This window comes from Parasphingomonas puruogangriensis (assembly GCF_036663635.1).
Lineage (GTDB): Bacteria > Pseudomonadota > Alphaproteobacteria > Sphingomonadales > Sphingomonadaceae > Sphingomonas.
In genome coordinates this window covers 283,950-304,985 of sequence record NZ_JAXOJI010000003.1, presented here as the reverse complement: position 1 = coordinate 304,985, position 21,036 = coordinate 283,950, and the positions used below count along the sequence as shown (strand labels likewise).

Annotated in this window: 16 protein-coding genes and 1 pseudogene; 7 read left to right on the top strand and 10 right to left on the bottom strand. The window is 66.3% G+C overall.

What is annotated here, in order from left to right; genetic code table 11:
• Nucleotides 1–262: 262 nt before the first annotated feature.
• The 8 genes from U1739_RS10150 to U1739_RS10115 form a co-directional block, all read right to left on the bottom strand.
• The gene (locus U1739_RS10150) at nucleotides 263–976 is read right to left on the bottom strand and encodes a hypothetical protein (protein ID WP_332707481.1); all 714 of its coding nucleotides are present in this window, start codon (nucleotides 974–976) and stop codon (nucleotides 263–265) included.
• A 518-nt stretch (nucleotides 977–1,494) separates the two neighbouring features.
• Nucleotides 1,495–3,096 carry a phytoene desaturase family protein gene (locus U1739_RS10145; RefSeq protein ID WP_332707479.1) on the bottom strand — a complete coding sequence of 534 codons (1,602 nt, stop codon included), beginning with the start codon at nucleotides 3,094–3,096 and terminating at the stop codon, nucleotides 1,495–1,497.
• Entirely contained in the window at nucleotides 3,093–4,364 is a 1,272-nt protein-coding gene (locus U1739_RS10140) for an aromatic ring-hydroxylating oxygenase subunit alpha (RefSeq protein WP_332707476.1), read from the bottom strand. The genes U1739_RS10145 and U1739_RS10140 overlap by 4 nt, the downstream gene beginning before the upstream one ends.
• Complete coding sequence (locus U1739_RS10135; protein WP_332707473.1) at nucleotides 4,364–5,761, bottom strand: M20/M25/M40 family metallo-hydrolase; 1,398 nt, start codon at nucleotides 5,759–5,761, stop codon at nucleotides 4,364–4,366. Before U1739_RS10135 ends, U1739_RS10140 begins: the two co-directional genes overlap by 1 nt.
• Before the next feature lie 113 nt (nucleotides 5,762–5,874).
• Nucleotides 5,875–7,191: an ABC1 kinase family protein gene (locus tag U1739_RS10130; RefSeq protein WP_332707470.1), complete on the bottom strand. Its 1,317-nt coding sequence runs from the start codon at nucleotides 7,189–7,191 to the stop codon at nucleotides 5,875–5,877.
• Between the two features lie 4 nt (nucleotides 7,192–7,195).
• The gene (locus tag U1739_RS10125; protein ID WP_332707466.1) at nucleotides 7,196–7,690 is read right to left on the bottom strand and encodes a DUF427 domain-containing protein; all 495 of its coding nucleotides are present in this window, start codon (nucleotides 7,688–7,690) and stop codon (nucleotides 7,196–7,198) included.
• Nucleotides 7,687–8,046, bottom strand: a complete 360-nt coding sequence (locus U1739_RS10120) for a thiol-disulfide oxidoreductase DCC family protein (RefSeq protein WP_332707463.1) — start codon at nucleotides 8,044–8,046, stop codon at nucleotides 7,687–7,689. The genes U1739_RS10125 and U1739_RS10120 overlap by 4 nt, the downstream gene beginning before the upstream one ends.
• Nucleotides 8,047–8,201: 155 nt before the next feature.
• Nucleotides 8,202–9,497: an amino acid permease gene (locus tag U1739_RS10115; protein ID WP_332707460.1), complete on the bottom strand. Its 1,296-nt coding sequence runs from the start codon at nucleotides 9,495–9,497 to the stop codon at nucleotides 8,202–8,204.
• A 47-nt stretch (nucleotides 9,498–9,544) separates the two neighbouring features.
• Between U1739_RS10115 and U1739_RS10110 the strand changes: the two genes are divergently transcribed.
• From U1739_RS10110 to U1739_RS10100, 3 genes and pseudogenes are all read left to right on the top strand, one after another.
• Nucleotides 9,545–11,143, top strand: a complete 1,599-nt coding sequence (locus tag U1739_RS10110; protein ID WP_332707456.1) for a tetratricopeptide repeat-containing sulfotransferase family protein — start codon at nucleotides 9,545–9,547, stop codon at nucleotides 11,141–11,143.
• A 110-nt stretch (nucleotides 11,144–11,253) separates the two neighbouring features.
• Nucleotides 11,254–13,749, top strand: a complete 2,496-nt coding sequence (locus U1739_RS10105; RefSeq protein WP_332707453.1) for a TonB-dependent receptor — start codon at nucleotides 11,254–11,256, stop codon at nucleotides 13,747–13,749.
• Between the two features lie 362 nt (nucleotides 13,750–14,111).
• A pseudogene (locus U1739_RS10100) lies at nucleotides 14,112–14,944 on the top strand (alpha/beta fold hydrolase).
• 30 nt (nucleotides 14,945–14,974) lie between these two features.
• Here the strand turns inward: U1739_RS10100 and U1739_RS10095 are convergent.
• Nucleotides 14,975–16,162 carry an MFS transporter gene (locus U1739_RS10095; RefSeq protein WP_332707450.1) on the bottom strand — a complete coding sequence of 396 codons (1,188 nt, stop codon included), beginning with the start codon at nucleotides 16,160–16,162 and terminating at the stop codon, nucleotides 14,975–14,977.
• Between the two features lie 150 nt (nucleotides 16,163–16,312).
• Here U1739_RS10095 and U1739_RS10090 point away from each other — a divergent pair, with 150 nt between their 5' ends.
• The 3 genes from U1739_RS10090 to U1739_RS10080 all read left to right on the top strand — a co-directional run bounded on the left by U1739_RS10090 (nucleotide 16,313) and on the right by U1739_RS10080 (nucleotide 19,122).
• Nucleotides 16,313–17,971: an FAD-dependent oxidoreductase gene (locus U1739_RS10090; RefSeq protein ID WP_332707447.1), complete on the top strand. Its 1,659-nt coding sequence runs from the start codon at nucleotides 16,313–16,315 to the stop codon at nucleotides 17,969–17,971.
• Nucleotides 17,968–18,270, top strand: coding sequence for a UBP-type zinc finger domain-containing protein (locus U1739_RS10085; protein WP_332707444.1), 303 nt, complete (start codon nucleotides 17,968–17,970; stop codon nucleotides 18,268–18,270). Before U1739_RS10090 ends, U1739_RS10085 begins: the two co-directional genes overlap by 4 nt.
• Before the next feature lie 66 nt (nucleotides 18,271–18,336).
• On the top strand, nucleotides 18,337–19,122 hold the full coding sequence (locus tag U1739_RS10080) for an acyl-CoA thioesterase (protein ID WP_332707441.1): 786 nt from the start codon (nucleotides 18,337–18,339) through the stop codon (nucleotides 19,120–19,122).
• Between the two features lie 10 nt (nucleotides 19,123–19,132).
• Here the strand turns inward: U1739_RS10080 and U1739_RS10075 are convergent, their stop codons facing one another.
• Entirely contained in the window at nucleotides 19,133–19,780 is a 648-nt protein-coding gene (locus U1739_RS10075; RefSeq protein ID WP_332707438.1) for a TetR/AcrR family transcriptional regulator, read from the bottom strand.
• 80 nt (nucleotides 19,781–19,860) lie between these two features.
• On the opposite strand from U1739_RS10075, the gene U1739_RS10070 reads away from it, so the two are divergent.
• Nucleotides 19,861–21,036 (top strand): efflux RND transporter periplasmic adaptor subunit, encoded by a 1,176-nt coding sequence (locus tag U1739_RS10070; protein ID WP_332707435.1) that lies wholly within the window; start codon nucleotides 19,861–19,863, stop codon nucleotides 21,034–21,036.

Here is a 21,036-nt window from a genome sequence, read left to right as displayed (position 1 = left end):
CGACGCCATCTGAGCGATTGCGCCTGATTAGGGCGCCCGTGCCGGTCGACAGCATCTACGACCGCACCGCTAATCTCTGCTGCGCGTCGGAACTGATATCCGGTAGGGAGGCCCTCATCCGGTGTAGGCGGGCACCAAAAGGGATGCCCGCAAGGCATTAAGGGTGCGGGACGGCCCATCCGCTTCGTGCAACTGGATTGGGAACGGCCGCCTGCGGAGGCGGCGCTCGCCAGCGAGCCGCCGTCCTTTGCCGCGCCGGCGATCAGGCCGGTTTGAGCCAGTCGAGCCCGCACTTCGCGAGGAGCGCAATCAGGATCGCGAGCCCCAGCGGCTTTAGCACCGACAGCAATGAAGCCGTGGCAAGCGTTCGTGAACCAAAGCCGACCAGACCGACAAGCTTGCCCCATAGGGGCGGCTTCCTGAACTTACCATTCTGTGACCTGGCGCAGAGCAGTTGGAGGATCCAGATCCGCAGGCGCGCGCGCCATAACGCAGCGAGATCGATGCTGGTAACCTCCGCGTAGGCTACAAGAACCTGGACGTCGCGGCGCATCCCCTCCAGCAGAATGCTGCCACTCGTCGCCCCGATTTGCAGGAAAAGATGATCCTCGTGAACCTGTGCCAAGTCAGATTTCGCAGGATAAAGGACCGTTACGATCCCCGCGTCGCCGAAGCTGTAGACGAGCGTCGGCCCTGTCTCCGATGCCGTCCGCTTCCGGTCGACGGTTGGCCGGAACATCGACCGGTGCCCGAAACTAAGCTGCAGCGTGTCCGGGTTCCAGCGGTCGATCCCGAAGCCGTAGATGCGCTCCAGCTCCTCGAAGCCGGGAACGGACCGCGCCATGGCGAGGATCGCCACGTCGGTCTGGTTACGGAGCAGGTCGATCTCGTGCCGCAGGTCATGGCGGCGCTGCCATGCCGCATGGAGGGGATTGCGCTTAGGATCGTCGGGCGGTGTCGTTATCATCGTCGACATAGATAGTGCTCATGTCACCGCGTAGCCATCTGCTACTGGGCGGCATGCAAAGCACCGACCGCCTGGCGACGCGCGATGACGGCTAGATCGTCAGTCTGATGCGGTAAAACACTGTTAGCGGGTTCCCGATCGCGACATCAATGCGTAAGTGGGTCTGGCCCTGTGGGTCTTGGTGTGCAGAGGGCGATCCCACGAGACGAGACTGTAGGATGTCTTAGTGGGTCCGATCACTTTCTCTCTGCGGCGGACCGCAGACAGGGGAGTGGTTTCCGCACATCAGCTGCCTCGTCCGGTCCGTTTGGCGGCTTGGCCTAGATGGGTATGGTGGAACTGGTCGTCGCCCCCGTGATCCTGGCCGTCCTGAGCGAGGGCGCGCTACTTATAGGTTGGCTGGCCACTCCCCACCGTCCTGCAAGCCAGCTGGCTGCATCTCCCCGCCATCGCCACACCCTAGGCCGATGTCGCACCTTGCTTGTGAACTCCGCGCTTCATACGTCGGGATGACGGGGCGAGCGGCGCTACCCGAACACCCGCGCTACCAAGCTCCGATCACGCAAAATCTCGTGTGCAGCATTGTGCCCCGGTGCGCCGGTAACGCCGCCGCCAGGATGCGTGCCCGCGCCGCACATATAGAGGCCCTTGATCGGGCTGCGATAATCGCCGTGGCCCAGCATCGGCCGCGCCGCCCATAATTGATCCAGCGACATATGGCCGTGCATGATGTCGCCGCCGATCAGCCCGAACTTGCGCTCGAGATCGACCGGCGAATGGATCTGCGTGGCGATGATCGAAGCGCGGAAATTGGGCGCGTGCTTGGTCACCGTGGCGATGATCGTCTCGGCGGCGGCCTCGCGCTCCTCGTCCCATGACCGACCATTGGGTAGCACTGGCGCGAATTGCTGGCAGAACAGGCTGGCGACATGCTGTCCCGGCGGCGCAAGGCTGTCGTCGACCGAGCTGGGTATCTTGAGCTCGACGATCGGATCGTCGGACCAGCCTTTGGCGCGCGCATCGGTAAACGCTTTGTCCATGTAATCGAGCGTCGGCGCGATGATGATGCCAGCGGTGTGATGCTCGGCGCGCTCCTTGCCCGGCAATACGGTGAAATCCGGGAGTTCGCTCAGCGCCACGTTCATGCGGAACGTGCCCGACCCCGCCTTGAAGCCATCGACGCGGCGCGCGAAATCGGGCGCCAGATCGCTGCGATCGACGAGCTGGCGGAACAGCAGAGCCGGCCCGACATTGGCGGCGACGATCTTGGCGGCGATCTCCTCGCCGGACTCGAGGCGCACGCCGACGGCCTTGTTACCGTCGACCAGCACCTTGGCGACAGGCGCATCGAGGCTGATCTCGACGCCCGCTTCCTCGCACGCCTCGGCCATATATTGCGTGATCGCCCCCATGCCGCCGACGCTATGGCCCCACGTGCCGAGCTTGCCATTCACTTCGCCGAACACGTGGTGGAGCAGCACATAAGCGCTGCCCGGCGTGTCGGGGCTGGCATAATTGCCCACCACCGCGTCGAAGCCGAACGCCGCCTTCACATACTCATTGTCGAACCAGTGATCGAGGAAGTCGCGCGCCGATTTGACGAACAGGTCCATCGTGTCGCGCTGCGCCTCGATCCCCATGCCGGCGAGGCGCTTGCCTTGCGCGGCAGCGGCGATCAGCGCGCGCAAGCCCCCGCCGGCATTGGGCGGGGTTTTCAGCGCCATGTCGCGCAGCACGCCGGCGACGCGTTCCAACGCGGCTTCGTATTTCGGGACCATGTCCGCGTCATGCTGGCTGAAGCGGGCGAACTCGGCCTGGGTCTTGCCGCCGCCGAGTTTGAGATAGCCCCCGTCATGCGGCAGGAAATTGCTGATCGTACGCTCGATGATGCGCCAGCCGCGCTCGTGCAGCCGCATGTCGCGGATCACCTTGGGGCGGAGCAGGCTGACCGTGTAGCTGGCGGTGGAATTGCGGAAGCCGGGGGCGAATTCCTCGGTAACCGCCGCGCCGCCGACGATATGGCGCCGCTCGAGCACGCGCACCTTGAGCCCGGCGCGAGCGAGGTAGAAGGCGCAAACCAGGCCGTTATGGCCACCGCCAATGATCAGTGCGTCATATTGCTTGGTCATGACTGCTCCCCTCCCGCTCGCGGGAGGGGCTGGGGGAGGGCCTGTGAGAGTGTGGTGACCGTGGACAGGCCCTCCCCTAACCCCTCCCGCAAGCGGGAGGGGGATTTACTCCACCCCGCCGCCGGCGCCCGGTGCAGCCGCGCCTCCGGAATCCGCTCGCGAATCTTCCGCGCGAAGCTGCGCAGGCAAACTTCGCTGCGCCCGATCGGTCCCGCCGCATAACTATGCGAGGCCATACCCTGCTGGACGCGTTCGATCAGCCAGGTGTCCTCGGCATTGACGGTGCGGTTGATGCGCCAGTTGGCATAGCGCACCACTTTCATCGCGCGGCGCGCATCGGGCAAGGCGAAGGTCATTTCACGCAGCAGCGACGTGGTTGGTGTCAGCGGTAGCCACTGCATGAAATCGACCTGATCGGGATAGATGTCGAACGCCATGTTCGGCCATAATTTGTAATAGAGCCAGAGCTTCTGATGGCTGTCCGGCAAGTGCGGCGCGGGCGGCAGATGCGCCTGGTACAACCGCTCCCACGGATCGGCCGAGGGGCGATCGGCGAGATAACCGGACATCTTGTCGACATAGGGTTGTGCTTCGATCGCATAGCTTTTGCCGAACAGGCGGGTGAGCCCGGCATGGGCGACGGGAATGTGCAGATTGTCGGAATAATTATCGCCGACATTTTTCCAATTCACCGCGCGCGTCCGTGTGCGCAGCGGACTGATCGCGCGCAATTCCTCGAACCGGTACGGCGCGATCTCCGGCGAATAGGGCGCCATCATGTCGGCCACTGACGGCCCGCCATCATCCTCCAGCCGCACGAAGACGAAGCCGTTCCACAGCTCGAGGCCGACCGGCACCAGCCCCATCTGCTGCATGTCGAGCGCGGGATAATCGCCGCGCATCGGTACGCCCGTCAGCCGCCCGTCAAGCTCGTAGGCCCAGGCATGATACGGGCAGACCAGCTTCTTAGCACAGCCCGCCGGGCCTTCCACCAGCCGCATCGCACGGTGGCGGCAGACATTGGCGAAGGCACGCACCGCGCCATCGTCGCCACGCACGGCGATGACGCTTTCGCCGATATAATCCAGCGTGTGGTAATCCCCCGGCGCGGGGATATCGCTGACATGGCAGACGATCTGCCACGACGGCCGCAGCACGCGCGCTACTTCGACGTCGTGATATTCGGCGTCGGTATAGAGCCAGCCGGGTAGGCTCCAATCGGCGTCCGGATCGGCCTCGGGCGTGAGATCGGCGAAACGGTGCGCCACTATTTCGCCAGGCTGGTGAACAGCGAACGGTAATAATTCAGCGCCGGGGCGATGTTGGCGATCGGCGTGCGCTCGTTCAGGCCATGGCTGAAATTGTCCGAGCCCTTGATGAACACCGGGCTCGCGCCATAGCTCGGCACATGGTGATAGCGGAACCACATGCTGTCGCTGGCGCCGGCCGACATGCCGGGGAAGATCGGCACGCCGGGATAGATCGGCGCCATCGCCTTGCTGACCGCGGCGACGAAATCGGGGCGCAGCGGCGAGGCATCGTTGGGCACCGCGCCTTCGCTGACATCCTTGAACTGCACCGCGGGTTCGGCGGCGACCTTCTGCAATTCGGCCATGATCGCGGCGGGCTGGTGGCCGGGGAAGATGCGGCAATTGATGTTGGCGGTGGCGCGCTGCGGCAGCGCATTGAGCGCGTGGCCGCCATTCACCATCGTCGCCACGCAGGTCGTGCCGATCTGCCCGACCATGCTGGGATTGGCGGTGAGCGTGGCGATCGCCGTCTTGTCCGCCGGATTGGCGGCGAAGGCGCGCATCGCCGCGCCGGTTTCGGCATCTTCATACTTGGCCGCGCTGGTGAAATAGCCGCGCGTCAGATCGTTGAGCTCGGGCTTGAACTGGTACGCGCCGATCCGCTCCAGCGCGCGCGACAATTGCACGATGGCATTGTCCTTGCGCGGTGCCGAACTGTGCCCGCCGGCATTGCTGACGCTGAGCTGGAAATCGGCATAGGTCTTCTCGGCGCCCTGCCAGGTGAGATACAGCGGCTTGCCGGTCTTCTCGTCGAGTGCGCCGCCGCCGCCATCGATGTTGATGACCAGCTCGGCATTCTTGAGCTGCTCGGCGATCAGCGCCGACGTCTTCATCGCCGTCTCCTCGTCGCCGGAGAATTCGAGGATGATGTCGCGGTTGGGGACATAACCTTGGCGCTTGAGATCGATCAGCGTGGCGATGACGATCGCGGCGTCGAGCTTCATGTCGGTCGCGCCGCGGCCGTAGAGATAGCCATTCTCCACCACTGGCGTGAACGGATCGCGCTGCCAATCGGCGGGCTTGGCCTCGACCACGTCGATATGGCCGGAGATGACCAATGGCTTGGCCTTGGCATTCTTGCCCGGGTAACGCGCGATCAGATAGGCAGTGTCGTCGACCGGCGTGATCGTCACGTCCGCATCCTTGAACCCGCCGGCGACGAGCTGGCTCTTGAGATAGGCGGCCAGTTGAGGCGTCTGGTTGCCGGGGCCGCTGACCGAGCGGAATGCGATCGCGCGCTTGGCGATGTCGAGCGCCTGCGCCTCGGCCTGCTTGGTGTCGGCGGCCTGCGCCCCGCTCACCGTCAGAACGCCGGTCGTGAGCGCGATCGCCGTCGCCAATGCCAATAGACGCATACTGCTTCCCCGTTTTGATTATTGGGTCGAGGCTAGGGCGCGGGCGCGGGAAGCGCAATCCCGGCATGGCACGAGAGCCCCTCCCACGCCGGGGGCACGCACCGATCCCCCGGCTAGAGGTATGCCTGAAGCATCGCGCGCACATCGACCCGCGCCTGCAAGCGCGCGGCGAGCAAGGCGGTGCCGCTGATCTTGCGCTGGACGAACAGGATATCGGCCGGCGGGATGTGCCACGCCGCTTGATCGGCGGCGACGTCCATGCCCTGATCGCGCAACACGCCGACAAAGCGCCGGTCGCCAAAGTCGAACGCACCAGGCCGCCGCATTTCGCCGATGATGATGTCGATCATCTGATCGAGCTGCGCACCATGGCGCGCCACCGCGCCGGCGCCGACAAAGCCCGCCGCCAGCGCCGCTGCGCGCGCGCCGTCTCGGTCGCCGGCCAGCGCCGCGCGCAGCAGATCGCGATAGCCCTCCACCGTCGCCTGCGCGACCGGCCGCGATGCGCCAAAATCGAGCAGCACCAGCCGCCCCGTATCCCGCTGGATACGGTAATTGGCGAAGTTCGGATCGGTCTGCATCACGCCGAACTCGAACAGTTCGCGCAGCACCAAGGCGATCAACCCGCGGGTTGCGGCATCGCGTTGCTCCTGTGGCGCGTCGACCAGGCTTTCGATCGGGTGCCCCTCGACATAGCGCATGGCGAGCACCGTGCTCGTGGTGAATTCCGCGTCCAATGCCGGCACGACATAATCGGGGCAGTCCGCCAACAAGCGGCCGAACAGCGTCATCTGCTCGCCTTCGCGGACATAATCGGCCTCTTCGCGCAACTGCTCCTTGGCCGCGACCAGCAACGGCGCAATATCGAGTTCGCGCGGCAATAGGCCGGAGACCCGCAACAGCGTCGCGACATTGTCGACATCTGCATCGATGCTCTCGCGCACACCGGGATATTGCACCTTGATCGCCAGATCGCGGCCGTCGCGGGTCTGCGCCCGGTGGACTTGGCCGATCGAGGCGGCGGCGATCGGTGTCGCGTCGAAGCGCGTGAACCGCGCGCGCCAGTCTTTGCCCCATTGTGCTGCCAACACCTGCTGCAATTGTTGCGGCGGCATGCGCTGCGCATTCTGTCGCAGCCGCGCCATGATCTCGGCCAGCTCGGGCGGCAGCATGTCGCCGGCGTCCATCGAGATCATCTGCCCGAGCTTCATCGCCGCGCCGCGCAGATGCGACAGGCGATCGGCGATGCGCCCGACATTGCCCGGCGTCAGCACCATATCGCGCAGCCGCGGCCGCTCGCCATCGGCCAGCCGACGTGCGCCCTCGGCCAGCATACCGCCGGCGACGCCACCGGCCAGCCGGCCGAACTGGCCGAACCGCGACAGTCGCCCGCTCGGCACTGTACGGCCCTTCGTTCCATCATCGGTCAAACGCTTACCATCCTGTGCTGCCGGCAATGCCTTTGAACGGGCCGGCCACCGCGCTCGTGATCCAGCCGCCATAAAAGCCGCCGGGCTGCGCCGTAACGGTCTCGCCATCCACGCTGCATCGATCGAACGGCCCGGCATAGAAAGCGACATGATCGCGCAAGCTGGCAAAGGCCGGGCTCGGCGCGGCGTAGCTCCAGCCGACCCTGGCCAGCACGACATTGCCGATCGTCACGTCCCAATAGGCCGCGATGCCCTTCCACTCGCAAAACGAGGTGCCTGGGGCGGGGCGCAGCACGCCGGGCGCGATATCGTCGCGCGGAATATAGTAGCTTGGCGGATGGCTGGTCTCGAGCGTGCGAATGCTGGCGCGCGTATCGGCGACGATGATGCCGCGATGTTCGATCACGATGTGCGCCGAACAGGGTTCGGCGATGGCCGGGCGCGGGAACGACCACACGCTTTCTTGCCCGGGGCGGGTGGGATCGGGGCGCGGCGTCATGCGCGCGACCAGCGGGCGGCAAGGCGCTGCAGTCTTGGCCGCACGCGCAGGAAGCCCGTGTAGCCGCGGTCGAGCAAGGCCAGCACCCAAGGCGATCGAGCCGCCAGCCCGAGTGGCCGCAGGATCGGAATGGCACGCCACATCGCGGCAAACGCCGCCGCGCCGTTCAACATCACACCATCCTCACGCGCATGGAAGCGCGCCAGCAGTTCGGCCCGATCGATCGGGCAGACCGTGTCGCCGTCGGCAGCATCGACGAAACGGATCGCGCCGCGCCGATCGAGCCGCCGCATCGCGGCGATTTCACGCGCGCATAGGGGGCACGCGCCATCGTGCCATACGGTGAGGGAAGTCATCGTGCATATGTAGGAAGGCCGAACGCCATCCGCATCAGGCCCCGTCGCACGGCTTGCCGGTCACCGCCTTACCCCGCTGGTACTGCGGACCTTCTGCAACGCGCGAGCCGCCCGAAACCTTCCTGTCGCTAATGTGAAGCTACCTCCCACTCTCGTCAGGATGACGGGGCGGTGGGAGAGGCGCTAGGCGGAGCCCGCCGCGCCCACCAATAGATCGGCACGCCGGTCAGCGTCAGCGCCAGGCCCCAGCCGCTCGCTTCGAGCCCGGCGCCCCACATCGCCCATATCGTAAAGGCCAGCCCTAGCGCCGCCGGCACCAGCGCCACCCGCCGCGCCAGCGCCGCCGCGCAGACCGCGGCATATAGCCACAAGGTCGTGCAGGTGGTCAGCAACGCGGCAAACTGGAAAGCGCCACTGAGCGAGCGGCTCGCCGTCGACAGCACCAGCAGGCTCGACAGCAGGCTCGACAAGACCAGCACGCGCACCGGCACGTCGCGCGCATTGACCCGCCCGAACCACCCCGGCAGCAACCCCGCCCGCGCCATGCCGAGCGGCACTTCGCCCTGTAGTAGTACCCAGCCGTTGAGCGCGCCGATCGCCGCGATCGCCGCGAAGGCCGCCACGAGCAGCCCCGCCCCGCGCCCCCAGAACGTCTCGACGAACAGCGCAAAGGGCGCCGACGATGCCGCCACGCGGTCGGCCGGAATGGCGAAGGCGATCCCGGAGTTGACGAGGATGTACAGCAAGCCGGTGACGACCGTGCCGACCATCGTCGCGCGCATCACGGTGCGCGCGGGATCGCGCACGCGCTCCGAAATCATGCCTGCCCCTTCGAAGCCGAGCAGCGGAAACAGCGTCAGCGTCACCGCCGCGGTCAGCCCGGCATAGCCCGCGCTCGTCCCCGGCCAGGCCGGGGCGTGCGCCTTGCCGGTCGCGCCGAGCCAGGCGAGGATCGCCACCACCGCGACCAGCGGCAACAGTTTGAGCAACGTCGTCACCACCTGCACGCGGCCCGCCGCGCGCGCGCCGAGCAAATTGGTCGCGGTGAACAGCCAGATCAACGCCACCGTCGCCAGCGCGCCATTGAGCGGCGTGGCTATCAGGGCCGGCGCGAACACCCCCAAATAGCTTACCGCCGCGCCGGAAATCGCCGCGATCGTGGCCCAGGTCGAGATCCAATAGGCCCAGCCGACCAACACGCCGGTGAGCGGCCCCAGGACCGCGGCGGTGATCGCCACCGCGCCGGTCTGTTCGGGCATCAGCTGACCGAGCCGCGCAATGGCATATCCGATCATCACCGCGCCGGTGATGCTGACGATCCAGGCGATCACCCCGATCCAGCCGTACGGCGCGAGCGCCACGGGGAGCAGGAAGATGCCCGATCCGATCATCCCGCCGACGATCAAGGCAGTGGCGGTCCAGAAACCGAAGGGGCGGGTGTCCGTGTTCATGCCGCAGTCTAGGCACGCCGTGCCTTTCGACGCTAAGACTATCGCACATGGCCCCCAAACCCCCCATCGTCACGCTGCCGCATCGTCATTATCCGCCAGCGCTGATCGATGCCGCGCTCGCGCTGCATGACAACCGCCTGTCCGACGCCGAGCCATTGCTCAAACGCCAGCTCAAGGCCGATCCGTTCGACGTCCGCGCGATGCGCATGCTGGCCGAACTGGCCGGGCGGATCGGGCGGTACAGGGATGCCGAGAATCTGTTGCGCCGCGCGATCGAACTGTCGCCCGATTTCACCGCCGCGCGCGCCAATCTGGCGATCGTGCTGTATCGCCAGAACCGCGCGCCCGAGGCGATCGCGGAGCTCGATCGCGTGCTGGAGGACGATCCCGACAATCCCGGCCACGCCAATCTCAAGGCGGCGGCGCTGGGCCGGATCGGCGGCTTCGACGAGGCCATCGCGCTGTACGAGCAGGTGCTCAAGGATGCGCCGCGCCAGGCCAAGGTGTGGATGAGCTTCGGCCATATGCTCAAAACGGTGGGGCGTCAGGCGGACGGCATTGCCGCGTATCGCACCGCGATCGAGATCGCGCCCGAGCTGGGCGAAGCGTGGTGGAGCCTGGCCAATCTCAAGACGGTGAAATTCGACGCTGCCGATATCGCCGCGATGGAGGCGCAACTCGCGCGCCGCGAGATTAGCGACGAAGACCGCTTCCATCTCGATTTCGCGCTCGGCAAGGCGTTCGAGGATCGGCGCGCGGCGGACCGGGCGTTTGCGCATTATGCCGCCGGCAATACGCTGCGCCGGACCAAGATCGACTATGACGCCAACGAGACGCAGGCGCTGGTGACACGCAGCATCGCCTTGTTCACGCCGGACTTCTTCGCGGCGCGCGCAGGCGCGGGTAGCGCTGCGGACGACCCGATCTTCATCCTCGGCATGCCCCGCGCCGGCTCCACCTTGGTAGAACAGATCCTGGCGAGCCATCCGCTGGTTGAGGGGACGTCGGAACTGCCCGACATCCCCGTGCTCGCGCGCCAGAGCGGGGCCGATCTGGCCGCGCTGCCACCGGAGCAATTGCGCGCGCTGGGCGACGACTATCTCGCCCGCACGCGCATCCAGCGCCGCACCGATCGCCCATTCTTCATCGACAAGCTGCCCAACAACTGGGCGCATTTGCCGTTCATCCACCTGATCCTGCCGAACGCCACCATCATCGATGCGCGGCGCCATCCGCTCGGCTGCTGCTTTTCCAACTACAAGCAACATTTCGCGCGCGGCCAGGCGTTCAGCTACGCGCTCGATGATATGGGGCGCTATTACCGTGATTATGTCCGCCTGCTCGCGCACATCGATACGGTACTGCCCGGGCGCGTGTACCGTGTGCTTTATGAGCGGATGGTGGATGATACCGAGACCGAGGTGCGCGCCTTGCTCGCCGCCTGCGGGCTCGATTTCGACCCGGCCTGTCTCGACTTCCACAAGACCGACCGCGCGGTGCGCACGGCCAGTTCGGAACAGGTGCGACAGCCGATCTTCCGCGACGGCACCGAGGCGTGGCAGCCGTTCGAGCGCTGGCTCGATCCGCTCAAGATGGCGCTGGGCGATGTGTTAGATTATTACCCGGCAGCGCCGCCGGCGATATGACTGTTGCAAAACCGTCACGTGACGGCAGCGAAATGATGCGTGGCCCAAACGCTCGTTGACGGATGTTGCACCCACGAACACCTTGTCCGCCACGTATCGGGGGGATCACGATGTTCGTTACTAAGCGCCGCGCCGCACTTGCCGCTCTCTTGGCCTCGGCAGCATTCGCGCTGCCCGCGCAGGCGCAGGACGCGCCGGCCGCCGACACCGCAACGGCGATCGAGAATGACGGCGACGACATCGTCGTCACGGCGCAGAAGCGCGAGGAAAACCTCCAGGATGTGCCGATCAGCATCCAGGCGATCGGCACGCGCCGGCTCGACCAGCTCAACATCAGCAATTTCGCGCAATATACGCAGTTGCTGCCGTCGGTCGCATTCCAGAGCGCGCAGCCGGGCGTCACCACCGTGTATATGCGCGGTGTGGCTTCTGGCGGCGACGGCAACCATTCGGGCTCGCTGCCCTCGGTCGGCGTGTATCTCGACGAACAGCCGGTCACCACGATCGGCGGCACGCTCGACGTGCATATCTACGACATTGCGCGGATCGAGAGCCTCGCCGGGCCGCAGGGCACGTTGTACGGCGCGTCGAGCCAGGCCGGCACGATCCGCATCATCACCAACAAGCCCGATCTCAACGATTTCTCCGGCCGCATCGACGGCGAGCTCAACACGGTCGCGCATGGCGGCCAGGGCGGCAAGCTCGAAGGCTATATCAACCTGCCGATCGCCGACATGATGGCGTTGCGCGTGGTCGGCTTCTACCAGCGCGACGCGGGCTATATCGACAATGTCGCGGGCACGCGCACGTTCGACGTCTCCGCCCCGGCCGCGCCGCTCGCGCCCGGCTATACCGGCACGGTCACCAACGCAGCGCTAATCGACCAGGATTTCAACACCAACGAAGTCTATGGCGGCCGGGCCGCGCTGAAGATCGATCTCGACGACAATTGGACGGTCACGCCGACGGTGATCTACCAGGAAATGAAGTCGAAGGGCATTTTCGGCTATGACAAGACGGTCGGCGACCTGCAGGTGCAACGCTTCTTTCCCGACAAGCGCCGCGAGCGCTTCGTCCAGGCGGCGCTGACGATCGAAGGCAAGATCGGCAATTGGGACGCCACTTATGCCGGCGCCTATCTCGACCGCACGACGCATTCGGCGACCGATTATACCGATTATGCCGAAGCCTATGATTCCTTCTACGAAGGCGGTGTGGCCAGCGCGCTATATTTCCTCAACGCCGCCGGCCAGACGATCGATTCCCGCCAGTACGTGGTCGCCTCCGATCACTTCAAGAAAATGAGCCAGGAGTTTCGCGTCGCCTCGCCGCAGGACGAGCGTTTCCGCGTGGTCGCCGGCCTGTTCTACCAGCGCCAAAGCAACCTGATCCATCAGGATTATCAGGTCGCCAACCTGGCGCCGGAACTGTCGGTCAACGGCTTTGCCGGCACCTTGTGGCTGACGCAGCAGCGCCGCGTGGACAAGGATTATGCGATGTTCGGCGAAGCGAGCTTCGATATCCTGCCCAATCTCACGCTCACCGCCGGTGGCCGCGCGTTCATCTACGACAATACCTTGATCGGCTTTTATGGCTTTGGCCGCAATCCGGCGGGCGAACCGTATAATGGCGTCGGCAGTGGCGGCACCGGCGTCGCCGCGTGCTTCACCGCGAGCGGCGAAACGGTGCGCAACAATCCGGGTGGCGCCGTGCTGCCGCCGGTGGTGGCGGGCAGCCCGTGCACCAACCTTGGCGTGTACAATTACAGCACCGGCGGGGTCGATCCCAAAACCGCCGATGGCCAGGGCTTCACCCACCGGCTCAACCTGACCTGGAAGCCGAGCGACGGGCTGCTGCTCTACGGCACCTGGTCGCGCGGTTTCCGCCCGGGCGGGATCAACCGCCAAGGCACGCTGCCGCCTTATGCGCCCGATTACCTGACCAACTACGAAGTTGGCTTCAAAACCACACCCTTCCCCGGACTACGCTTCAACGCCGCCTTCTACATGCAGGATTGGAAGGCATTCCAATTCTCCTTCCTCGGGCTCAACAGCCTGACGCAGATTCAGAACGGCTCGAATGCGCGGATCAAGGGCGTCGAGGCGGATCTCAACTGGCAGCCGTTCGCCGGCCTGTCGCTGACCGCGAGCGGCTCCTACACCGATGCCAAGACACGCAACAATATCTGCAACGCGGCGGATGCGACCTTCGCCTGCACCGGCGAGGACAATTTCATCCTCGCGCCCAAGGGCACGCGCCTGCCCATCACGCCCAAGGTGAAGCTCAACGCCACCGCGCGCTATGCGGTGCCGGTCGGCGACTTCAGGGCCTACGTTCAGGGGCTGATCGCCTATCAGGGGTCGGCCTCGACCGATATTCGCGTCGCGCCGGCCGCGGTGCTCGGGCGGCTCGATGCCTATACCACGGCCAATCTCTCGGTCGGGGCGGACTTCACGCGCTTCACGCTGGAGCTGTTCGTGCAGAACCTGACCGACGAGCGCGCCGAACTGTCCCGCTACCAGGCCTGCAGCGTGTGCAACGTGCGCAACTATACGGTGGTCTCCACCCCGCGCACGATCGGGATCCGGGCCGGCGCCAAGTTCTGAGCCAGGCTGGGCCGGACGGACATCCGGCCCGGTGCACGCGGATACGGCGGGGTTGCGACGGGCGGCCGGTTTGACGCGCTGCGTGAATCGGCAAACGCCATGCGTGCGCCCCATCGAACTCCCCAAAGAGTACTTTTCGGCGCTGCGGCGCAAGGCTATATAGCCGTCGCCAGCAACGGGTTCGGCAGCATCATAGCCAGGAGTAGCGACGACGATGCCGGTCGATCCTGCCGATGACCCGCGCGGCCGCCACGCGCCGCGATATTCTTGTCGGGCCGCCGCGCTGGCCGGCGTTGCCCCTTCACCATGCCGATGCAGACGGCACGCCGTGCTGCCCCATTAAAGCCCAAGGAGACCGACAGATGGCATTCGTCACGACCAAGGACGGCACCGAGATTTTCTACAAGGATTGGGGCCCGAAGGATGCGCAGCCGATCGTGTTCCACCATGGCTGGCCGCTCAGCGCGGACGATTGGGACGGGCAGATGCTGTATTTCCTGGCGCAAGGCTACCGCGTGGTGGCGCATGATCGCCGTGGGCATGGCCGTTCGAGCCAGACCGCGCTGGGCAACGACAGGATACTTATGTCGCGGACGCCGCGGCCGTGGCCGATGCGCTCGACCTCAAGAATGCCGTGCATATCGGCCATTCGACCGGCGGCGGCGAAGTCGCGCGGTATGTCGCGCAGGCCGCGCCGGGGCGCGTGGCCAAGGCGGTGCTGGTCAGCGCGGTGCCGCCGCTGATGCTCAAGACGCCGGCCAATCCGGGCGGGCTGCCGATCGAGGTGTTCGACGGCTTCCGCCAGGGCCTGGCCGCCAATCGCGCGCAATTCTATATCGATGTCGCCGCCGGCCCGTTCTACGGCTTCAACCGGCCCGGCGCCAAAGTGTCGCAGGGCGTGATCGATAATTGGTGGCGCCAAGGCATGATGGGCAGCGCCTGGGCGCATTACGAAGGCATCAAGGCCTTTTCCGAAACCGATTTCACCGAGGATCTGAAGAAGATCAGTGTGCCAGTGCTGGTGGCGCATGGCGACGACGACCAGATCGTGCCGATTGCGGATTCGTCACCGCTCACCGTCGAGCTGGTGCAGCACGGCACGCTCAAGATCTATAAGGGCTTGCCCCACGGCATGCTGACGACGCACGCCGACGTGCTCAACCCCGATCTGCTAGCGTTCGTGCGCGGCGCGTGACGGGGAGTGACCGGTCGCTGCGGCGACCGGTCACGCTTTGCGCGGCAGGCCGGCGAGTTGCAGCGCCGTGGCGAGCGCCGCGAGCGTGCCGCCAAGCATCGCGACACCGCTCCACCCGCCGTGCTGCCAGACCTGCGTCGCGGCGGCGGAGCCGGCGGCGCCGCCCAGAAACATCCCGCCCATGAAGATCGTGTTGAGCCGTGCGCGCGCCTCCGGGCGCAGGGCATAGACCATGGTCTGGTTGGAAACGAGCGCGCCCTGCACCGCGAAGTCGAGCAGGATGACGCCGACGATCAGCCCGACGATAGTGCTCCACAGCCCGAAGATCAGCCATGACAGCAAGGCCAGCACCGCGCCGAGCACGATCACGCCCTGCGGGCCGCGCCGGTCGGCGATGCGGCCGGCGATCGGCGCCGCGAGGATACCGACCGCACCGACGATGCCGAACAGGCCGGCGATATCGGCGCCAAGGCCGAAACGCGGCTCCTGCAGATGCAGTGCCAGGATCGTCCAGAACGACGTGAACGAGGCGAACAACAAGGCCTGGGTGATCGTCGCGCGGCGCAACACCGGGAAGTCGCGCCACAGCCCGCCGAGCGATCGGAGCAAGGCGCCGTAGCGCAGGTCGCTGCTTGGTTGGCTGCGCGGCAACATCACCGCCATGCCGGCCGCGCCGGCCAGCGCGATGGGCGCGCCGAGCCAGAACATCTCGCGCCAGCCGCCATGCGTGGCGACGAATCCGGCCAGCGTGCGGCTGAGCAGGATGCCGCCGAGCAGCCCCGCCACCACCGTGCCGACGGTCGCGCCGCGCCGCTCGGGATCCGCCAGATGCGCGGCGAACGGCACGATCTGCTGCGCAACCGAGGCGGCGATGCCGAGCAGCAGGGACGCGGCGATGAGCAGGCCGGCGTTGGGCGCGAGCGCGGCGGCGACCAAGGCGAGCGCCAGCAGCACGAACTGCAACACGATCATCCGCTTGCGCTCGACGAGATCGCCGAGCGGCACGAGCAGGAACAGGCCGGCGGCATAACCTAGCTGCGTCGCGGTCGGGATTAGCCCGGTGAGGCCGCCAGGCAGATCGCGCTCGATCATGCCGAGCATCGGCTGATTATAATAGATATTGGCCACCGCCGCACCAGCCGCCACGGCAAGCGCGAGCGTCAACCCGCGCCCGAGCCCCTTGTCCGCCACTGCTACCGTCTCCACCACCGCCGTCATCGCACCCATCCTATCGATTGTCCGGCGCATGTAGGATGCCGCAGCGCGGCAAAACAGCGCAGCGCGCGTAAACATTCAAATCGGGCGTTTCCTGTCGCGGTGCGGTAATGCTAGAACGACAATGGACCGGCCACCCACGGGGTTTTGACCATGAGCCTTCTCGGCACCCGCGAGCATCAAATGTTTCCCGTGCTGGATTCGACTCAGATCGACACCGCGCGACGTTTTGCCAGCGGGCCCGAGCGGTGCTTCGCGCCAGGCGAGACGATCTACGCCATCGGCCAGGAGGATGCGGGCGCCTGGCTGGTGCTGCAGGGCACGATCGACGTGGTGCGCCGCGATGGCCTCAGCCATGAAGCGCCGATCACCACGCACGGCATCGGGCAATTGACCGGCGAGGTGAACCAGCTCGCCGGGCGCCCGTCGATCGCCGGCGGTCGCGCCGGGCCCGAAGGATGCACCGCGCTGCCGTTCGACGCGGCGCATCTGCGCGCGTTGATGGTCGGTTCGGCCGATGTCGGCGAGATCATCATGCGCGCCCTGATTCTGCGCCGCGTCGGGCTGATCGAACAAGGCGGCGCGGGCACCATCCTGATCGGCGTGCCCGGCAGCCCGGCGATCGTGCGGCTGCAGGGCTTTCTCACGCGCAGCGGCTATCCCAATCTGGTGCTCGACGCCGCCACCGACGCGGAAGGCCGCGCGCTGGTCGAGCGGATCGGCGTGCTGCCCGGGGAATTGCCGCTGGTCGTCTGCCCCGACGGGCATCTGCTCAAGAGTCCGAGCGACGTGGAGGTCGCTGCATGCCTCGGCATGACGCCCGAGCTCGATCCCGCGACGCTGTACGACGTGGCGATCGTCGGCGCCGGGCCGGCCGGGTTGGCCGCGTCCGTCTATGCTGCGTCCGAGGGCCTGTCGGTGATCGTGCTCGACGAACGTGCGATGGGCGGCCAGGCTGGCGCGTCGGCCAGGATCGAGAATTATCTCGGTTTCCCGACCGGTATTTCCGGCCAAGCGCTGGCCGGCCGCGCGTTTAACCAGGCGCTCAAGTTCGGCGCGGAGATCGCCGTGCCGCTGCAGGTCGAATGCCTCAATTGCACCGATGCGCCGTTGGTGCTCGAGCTTGCCGGCGACCGCCAGCTGCGCGCCAAGGCGGTCGTGGTTGCTTCCGGCGCGCGTTACCGCCGGCCCGCGATCGACAATCTCGCCATGTTCGAAGGGGCGGGCATTTCCTATTGGGCGTCGCCGATCGAGGCGCGTTTGTGCGCCGGCGAAGAGATCGCGCTGGTCGGTGGCGGCAATTCGGCCGGCCAGGCGGTCGTGTTCCTGGCGCCGCAGGTCAAGCATCTGCACCTGATCGTGCGCCGCGACCTGAGCGAGACGATGTCGCGCTACCTGGTCGACCGCATCGCCGCCTTGCCCAATGTCGAAATCCATGTCGGGGCGGAGATTGCCGCCTTGGAAGGCGATGCCGCGACCGGCCTGTCGGCCGCCACGTTCCGCTACCGCGCCGACGGCGCGTTAGTGCGGCGCGACCTGCGCCACGTCTTCCTGTTCATCGGCGCCGATCCCAATGCCGCCTGGTTGCGCGGCTGCGCAGAAACCGATGCGCACGGCTTCATCGTCACCGGCAAGGGGGCATTGTCGCTGGAAACCAGCGTGCCCGGGGTGTTCGCGATCGGCGACGTGCGCGCGGGATCGACCAAGCGTGTTGCCGCGGCCGTCGGCGAAGGCGCCGCGGTGGTCGCCCAGATCCACGCCAAGATCGCCGAGCAGGCCCGCAACGTCGAACCAACCAAGGAAGCCGCATGACCCGCTGCACCCATAGCGCGACCATCAATCAGGTCACCCCGAGCGCCAAGGGGTGCGAGGAGTGTCTCGAGATCGGCAGCGCCTGGGTGCATCTGCGCCTTTGCCGCAGTTGCGGCCATGTCGGCTGCTGCGACGATTCGCCGCACCGCCATGCCACCGCGCATTACCATGCCACGCATCACCCGATCATCGAAGGCTATGATCCGCCCGAGGGGTGGGGCTGGTGCTATGTCGACGAGATTGAGATCGATCTGCCCGACCAGACGCCGCAATGGGGGCCGATACCGCGCTACGTCTAAGGTCGCGTTACCCCATCATATAAAGAATTCTTTATATGGCGCGGCCAGCACGCTATGCGCGCCGCCATGACAGACAGCATGACGACGATCGCCGGCGGCTCCGTTCAGTTGATCGATATGATCTTCCCCGGCGACACCAACCATCACGGCACCTTGTTCGGCGGCGTGGCGCTGGCGCACATGGACAAGGTCGCGTTCCTTGCCGCCGCGCGCCATGGCCGGGCGCCGTTCGTCACCGCCTCGTGCGAGCGGATCGATTTCACCGCGCCAGCGCGGTTGGGCGAACTGAGCGAGGCGACCGGCAGGATCGTCCGCGTGGGCAACAGCTCGGTCGATGTCGAGGTGGAATTGGTCGCTGAAGAACTGATCAGCGGCGATCGGCGGCTGTGCACGCGCGGCCTATTCACCTTGGTGGCGATCAAGGGGCCCGACACGCGCCTGCCGCTACCGCCGATCGATGCGGTGGTCGCCACGCCAGCGGATGGCGCGCTGCATATGGTGGACATCGTCTTCCCGTCGCAGACCAACCATTACGGCACGCTCTATGGCGGCGACGCGCTGAAGATGCTGGGGCGCGCCGCGTTCATCGCAGCGACCCGCCATGCCCGCGCGATCATGGTGATGGCCGCGTCCGACCGGATCGACTTCACCACGCCGATCCGCGAAGGCGACATGACCGAATGTATCGCGCGCGTGCGCATGACCGGGCGCAGCTCGGTCTCGATCCAGGTCGAGCTGCGCGCGGAAAATCTGCTTACCGGCCGGCGCGCGCAGGCCGCCTCCGCCACCTTCACGATGGTTGCAGTGGACGCCGACGGGCGGCCGCTGCCGCACCATGCGGCACTCGTCTGATCGCTGGCCGCTAGCCTGTTTGCTCACGCAGCCGGGCAATTTCGCGGAGGACCATGTCGGTCAGCGCCGCGACCATATCGGGGTCGATCGCCGCGACCTGCCCCATGCGGCGCTGGAACACCCCGGCGGAGACGGTGAGGATGACATCGGCCAGGATCGCCCGGCGGCGGTCATGCGCCGGCGCCGGCGCCAGCATGGTCAGCGCGGAGATGATGCTATCGTGCAACCGTTCCTGCACCGACTGGAAGATCGCGGCGATGCGATCGTTGCGTGACGATTCGGCGATGATTTCCGCCACCAGCCGCGCATCATGATCCGGCTCTCCGGCGATGACATGCGCGATCCAGCCGAGCGCGCCATCGACATCGCCATTGGCCACCGCCGAACCGAGCGTCGCATCGAGCAGGAACGGCTCGAGATCGCGCTCGACGATCGCGGCGACGATCTCCTCCTTATTGGCGAAATCGCGGTAGATTTGGCCGACCAGTACACCGGACAGTTTGGCGATCTGGGCGATGCCGGTGTTGTGAAAGCCGTTTTCCGAAAACAACGTGCGCGCCGCGGCGATGATGCGGCCGCGCCGGATTTCCGCGCGCGACGACGGCACGGGGTCGGAAGAGTTGGTAACCTCGTTCGGGCTATCCTTACGGTCGATCAAGCTTGACGGCCCCTTTTCTTCGCACTAGCAGCAAAAGTGAGTGAACGATCACTCACATACACGTGTCCGGTGAGAACTCCATGTCTTTTGCAAAATTTGCTGCAGCGACGCTGCTTTCCTTGCTGGCAGCCTGTGGCGGTTCTCAGGACGCGCAGCAACAGCCGCTGGCCGGTCCGCCGCAGGTCAGCGTGATCACGGTGCAGCGCCAGGCGGTAACGCTGAGCAGCGAATTGCCCGGCCGCACGACCGCGTTCGAGACATCGGAAGTACGCCCCCAGGTCGCCGGCCTGATCCTCGCCCGCCTGTTCCAGGAAGGCGATCTGGTACGCCGCGGCCAGCCACTCTATCGCATCGATCCGCAGCCCTATGTCGTGCAGGTCGCCAGCGCGCGCGCCGCGCTGGCCCGCGCGCGCGCCTCGATCGCGTCGAGCGCCAACCTGCAACGCCGCTATGGCGAACTGGTCAAGATCAACGCCATCGCCAAGCAGGATTATGAAAACGCCATCACCACGGCGCAGCAGGCGACCGCCGATGTCGCCGCACAGCAGGCGGCGCTGAACGCCGCGCAGCTCGATCTGTCGCGCACCACGATCACCGCGCCGATCAGCGGCCGGATCGGCCTGTCGGTGGCGACGACCGGGGCCTTGGTCACCGCCGGGCAGACCACCGCGCTGACCACGATCCAGCGGCTCGATCCGATCTTCGTCGATGTCAGCCAGGCCAGTGCCGATGTGCTGCGGCTGCGCCAGCGCATCATGGCCGGCGACCTCTCCCGCGGCGGGCAAGCGGCGCGCGTGCGCCTCAAGCTCGAGGATGGCAGCACCTATCCGATCGAGGGGACGCTGCAATTCACCGATGTCAGCGTCGATCCGGCGACCGGCACGCAAACCATCCGCGCCAGCTTCCCCAACCCGCGCGGGCTGTTGCTGCCGGGCATGTATGTTCGCGCCGAGCTGGTCGAGGGGACCGAATCCGCCGCGATCCTGGTGCCGATGCGCGCGGTAAGCCGCGACGAAAAAGGCAAGCCGACCGTGTTGGTGGTCGGCCAGGGCGGCAAGATCGAACTGCGCGTGCTGACCGCGCCGCGCACCGTGGGCGATCAATGGCTGGTTACTGCGGGGCTCAAGCCCGGCGACAAGGTGATCGTCGAAGGCGCGTCGATGCTGCGCCCCGGCGCGGCCGTGAAAGCGGTCGCGTGGAACCCAAATGCCAAGCCGGCGGCGCCCGCCGCCGCGGCGCCGGCAGCGGCGAAGTAA